This is a genomic window from Lentiprolixibacter sp., assembly GCF_982873095.1.
The window spans coordinates 1-4666 of record NZ_CEYNTP010000219.1 but is presented as its reverse complement, the minus strand read 5'-3'; the positions used below and the strand labels follow the sequence as shown (position 1 = coordinate 4666).

Sequence of the window (4666 nt, the reverse complement as noted above, 5' to 3'; positions counted from 1 at the left end):
GTACCCCTCAAGACAGGGGTTAAGGTAAGAAGGCAGGGATTCCGGGTCCGTATATTTATTGAGAAGTTGTAGGTCCAGGTCTGGTTGTGATTTTCTGGGACTCACCTTTTTAATAAACCTCCTGGCGCTTTTTTCATTTTCAACGATAAAATGATCGATATTTTCAATCGCCCTTTTTATGGAAATGGGGAGTACCTCCAAAGGTTCGTTTTCCCCAAGGGTAGTGGGGATCAAATACAAAAATCCGTATTCTTCGGAGAATTTCATTCGGTATCAGGTCAGTCGGGAAGCCAATGTCCTGCAGGCATCATCAATGAGTTCGAATACATAATCAAAGCCGGAGGCACCCCCGTAATAAGGGTCGGGTACTTCCTGAAGATCCAGTTCACTTAATTCAAGCAGCAACTTCACCTTCTGTATATGTGCTTCATGCCGTGCCAGGGCTAGTACGTCTTCGTAATTGCTTTTGTCCATAACAAATATATGGTCAAATCGGTCAAAATCCTCACGGACAAAGCGTCTGCATCTTTGTTGGGAAATATCGATTTGGTTCTTGAAAGCAACGGCAATAGAACGTTCGTCCGGGGCACTCCCTACATGATATCCCGCTGTTCCTGCCGAATCTACCAAAACGCGGGAAGGGTCGACCTTGGATTTAAGGATACCTTCAGCCAATGGCGATCGGCAGATATTGCCCAGACACACCATTAAGACCTTTATTTGCATTTTGGGATTAGGAAAATTTCTTGGTTAGATCCTCTATGTATTTCCGGAATTGTTTATCCGTTTCTGCCAGGTTATCCACCGTTTTACAGGCGTGCAGAACGGTCGCATGGTCCCGCTTTCCTATTTGTGATCCAATACTGGCCAGGGAAGCCTTGGTGTATTTCTTGGCAAAGAACATGGCCAGCTGACGTGCCTGAACAATATGACGCTTACGTGTTTTGGATTGTAACGTGGCGACATCCATTTCAAAGTAATCGGAAACTACTTTCTGTATGTAATCTATAGAAACCTCCCTCTTAGTATTCTTAACGAATTTCTCCACTACCTGCCTGGCCAATTCCAGGGTGACTTCCTTTTTATTGAAGGAGGATTGTGCAATCAGCGAAATAATAGCCCCTTCCAGCTCCCGGATATTAGTCTTAATATGTTTGGCTACATATTCAACGATTTCATCAGGCATTTCAACGCCATCCCGGTACAGTTTGTTTTGCAAAATGGAAATCCGCGTTTCATAATCCGGGCTCTGCAATTCCGCAGAAAGGCCCCATTTGAATCGTGACAGCAATCGCTGTTCGATATCCTGCATGTCTACCGGTGCCTTGTCTGAGGTTAGGATGACTTGTTTCCCGTTCTGGTGCAAGTGGTTGAAAATATGGAAGAATACATCCTGCGTACCCGACTTTCCTGAGAAGAACTGCACATCATCAATGATGAGCACATCTATGAGTTGATAAAAATGGATAAAATCGTTGCGGGTATTTTTCTTTACAGATTCAATATACTGTTGTGTGAATTTCTCTGCAGAAATGTACAATACCGTCCTTTCGGGGTATTTATCCTTGATCTCCACGCCAATAGCGTGCGCCAGGTGGGTCTTTCCAAGCCCCACACCACCAAAAATCAACAGTGGATTGAATGAAGTGCCTCCAGGTTTGTTAGCCACTGCCAGGCCTGCAGACCTTGCCAGCCGATTGGAATCCCCTTCGAGGAAGTTTTCAAAGTTGTAGTTGGGATTGAGCTGGGATTCTATTTTGATATTTCGTATTCCCGGAATTACAAAAGGATTCTTTAATTCTGGATTTTTGGATTTTATCGGGACATCCATTTCCTGTGGGGATACCTGCCCGCGGGTAGAACTGGGGATCTTTTCCGTAAAGGGTTCCCTGTTCCCGTAAGTGTTTTCCATTTTAATGATGTAGACCAGCTTGGCATTTTCCCCCAATTCTTTTGTAAGTGCCACTTTGAGCAACTTGACGTAGTGCTCCTCCAGCCATTCATAAAAAAATTTGCTGGGCACCTCTATGCTGAGAACATTATCGGAAAGTTTAACGGGTTTTATGGGTTCAAACCAAGTTTTGAATGCCTGCGGTTGTATGTTGTCCTGGATAAATGCCAGACAACTTTTCCATACGGAATTGGCAGTAACACTCATTTTAAAAAAACTCCGTTAGTGTTGGTTAGTGACTAAAGTTAGTTGGTCAAAAAAGGAGCTCGATAAGCCCCTTCAGAGATGGACAAATATGTGAACAAAAAAGCTAAAAAAAAAATCAAATACGGTTGAATTTTTTGTTTTTTTTTCGCATGTTTTGACCCCCTTTTTCGATACCTCCTAAATATAAAGTTTTTAACGGAATTTTCATGACAAATAACGAAATTTCTTTTCGAATCCGGTACGGAGAAACTGACCAGATGGGAGTGGTCTACCACGGGAATTATGCGCAATATCTGGAGATGGGACGAGTAGAGTGGTTGAGGTCGCTTGGAATTTCCTACAAAAAGATGGAAGATTCCGGGGTAATCCTTCCCGTTATATCACTACATATAAATTTTAAAAAATCAGCGTATTATGACGACCTGATAAGGGTGGTTACGCGCCTCAAATCAAGACCTGCTGTAAGGATAGAATTTGATTACGAAATCTACAACGAAAGAGAAGAGATTTTGGCAACTGCCAACACGGTTTTGGCCTTTATGAATAAAGACACTCAGAAGCCTATGCGGTGTCCGGATTACCTCTTAAAGGAACTTGACCTGGATTAGCCTAAAACATTACTTCACTCTAGTCCTTTACTTCTTCCAGACGGATATCTCGAAGAGGTTTTAAAGCTGTCATTAATTTTTCCCTTTTTGCCAGGGGAACCTTTACCTGTAATCGAGCCCTGACCCCCATGTGCCTGTCAGAAATTTCGGCCTTTACAACCTCGAGTAACCGCATCACCGTACTCATCTGCTTATAGTCAAATTCCAAAATAAGCGCGAAGGTCACGGTTTTTTTTACCACCACCCCATTCAGGAGGGTAGTACGCGCCGCTTCCCGGTATGCGGAAATCAATCCGCCAACACCCAGTTTTGTCCCGCCAAAATACCTTACTACTATTACGGCGACATTGGTTACACCAAGTGATTTGATCTGGCCATAGATCGGCATACCGGCAGAATTTCGCGGTTCACCGTCATCCTGTACCCGGTAGCGAACCTCCTCAATGCCGAGCTGCCAGGCATAGCATATATGGTTGGCATCCGTGTATTTCTTACTCAAGCTCTTGAGGATGGCATTAAAATGGGACTCTGAGGCAATGGGGTAGGCGTATCCAATGAATTTGCTTTTTCGTTCTTTATAGATTACCCCTTCAACGGGATCCTTAATAGACGTGTATGTATAAATTTCGCTAGCCATCAGAATAAGGCGATTAAAACTATACTCAAAATAGCCAGGAAGATTCCTGCCCAGTTTTTAAGACTGATCCTCTCCTTGAATAATATGATGCCCAGCAGGGTGGTAAGCATTACAATGGCCACATTGTTGATGGTAAAAATAGAGGCACTGTTCAGGAAGTCGTTTTGTAACGCCCGCAGCAGGTAGTAGATGGAAAAATAATTGGGAATACCAAGAGCAATACCCCCGAGTACATTACGGTAATTTAGTTTTAAGGGGGTCTTCCGCCACCGGAAAATAATAAATATAAGCCCGCTACTCGCTGCGGCAGCAAAAATAGTCGCGGACATTAGAGGGAACTCTGCTTCCTTTACATGGTATTCCTGCAGGTACTTAATGCTGGCGTCAATTATCCCGGATCCCAGGAATACCAGAACAGGCAACCATAATGATGCCCGTTTTAGGGCTTTTGGAGTGTCCTTAATTGAGCTGAAGTAAACCGCTCCCAGGGCGAGGAAGACCCCTAGTATTTTTAAATTCCCGAGTTGCTCCCCATATATAACGATCCCAAGGATTACAGGGACAACGAGCGACATTTTAGTGGCCACGGAAGCTACGGAGACACCCATTTCCTGCGAAGTCCTGGCCATGAGGTTAAAAATGACAATGAAAAGCACCCCCAAAATAAGAGTGCCTGGGAACCAGCTTTTTAAGGGGATTTCAGGCAGGGTGGAAGTGCCCTCGTACATCAGGAAACCCACAAAGCAGGCGGTGAGGTAATTTACAATGATGGCGTAGCTCGTTTGTACCTTGTGAATGGCATATAGTTTAAAAACCACGAAAATGATACTCGAGCAAATGATGCTCAGAATGAGATCAACCATTGGGTAACTTTTTGCTGAGGTCCACGATATCGTCCTTTTCCGGATTCAGGTGCCATACGGATAAACCCAAACGGGCTGCACTTTCTATATTCTCAAGGGTGTCATCAATAAACAATGTTTCCCTTGGTGATAATCCCTGTTGTTCAAGAACATGTTGGAATATTTCGGTCTCCGGTTTTCTCATTTTCATTTGATGGGAAAGGTAAACCTCAACAAAACAATTCATGAAACGCTCAAACCTTCTGTCCCCCATAGTCTCCTGTACATATGACATGTGAAGCGAGTTGGTATTGCTCAGCAGGAAGAGCTGGTAAGCGTTTAGTTCAGCCAGGGATTCAAGAAATTGAAGGCGATATTCAGGCAAGTCCAGTAATATGGCATTCCAGGCAGCCGTTAGTCG

Annotated in this window: 6 protein-coding genes and 1 pseudogene; 1 reads left to right on the top strand and 6 read right to left on the bottom strand. The window is 43.9% G+C overall.

Annotation, left to right across the window (positions count from 1 at the left end; genetic code table 11):
- The 3 genes and pseudogenes from AC4E7D_RS11785 to dnaA all read right to left on the bottom strand — a co-directional run.
- Nucleotides 1-267 (bottom strand): annotated as a pseudogene (locus tag AC4E7D_RS11785) (SAM-dependent methyltransferase); the annotation flags it as partial.
- A 6-nt stretch (nt 268-273) separates the two neighbouring features.
- Complete coding sequence (locus AC4E7D_RS11780) at nt 274-726, bottom strand: low molecular weight protein-tyrosine-phosphatase (protein ID WP_490173990.1); 453 nt, start codon at nt 724-726, stop codon at nt 274-276.
- Nucleotides 727-733: 7 nt separating this feature from the next.
- Complete coding sequence (dnaA, locus tag AC4E7D_RS11775; protein WP_490173989.1) at nt 734-2158, bottom strand: chromosomal replication initiator protein DnaA; 1425 nt, start codon at nt 2156-2158, stop codon at nt 734-736.
- A 206-nt stretch (nt 2159-2364) separates the two neighbouring features.
- On the opposite strand from dnaA, the gene AC4E7D_RS11770 reads away from it, so the two are divergent.
- Nucleotides 2365-2766: an acyl-CoA thioesterase gene (locus AC4E7D_RS11770; protein WP_490173988.1), complete on the top strand. Its 402-nt coding sequence runs from the start codon at nt 2365-2367 to the stop codon at nt 2764-2766.
- Between the two features lie 19 nt (nt 2767-2785).
- On the opposite strand, the gene AC4E7D_RS11765 is transcribed toward AC4E7D_RS11770, so the two are convergent.
- From AC4E7D_RS11765 to AC4E7D_RS11755, 3 genes are all read right to left on the bottom strand, one after another.
- Entirely contained in the window at nt 2786-3403 is a 618-nt protein-coding gene (locus tag AC4E7D_RS11765) for an IMPACT family protein (protein WP_490173987.1), read from the bottom strand.
- Nucleotides 3403-4266: an EamA family transporter gene (locus AC4E7D_RS11760; protein ID WP_490173986.1), complete on the bottom strand. Its 864-nt coding sequence runs from the start codon at nt 4264-4266 to the stop codon at nt 3403-3405. Before AC4E7D_RS11760 ends, AC4E7D_RS11765 begins: the two co-directional genes overlap by 1 nt.
- A partial coding sequence (locus tag AC4E7D_RS11755) for an HAD-IA family hydrolase (protein WP_490173985.1) occupies nt 4259-4666 on the bottom strand: 408 nt, incomplete at its 5' end. The genes AC4E7D_RS11760 and AC4E7D_RS11755, both read right to left, overlap by 8 nt.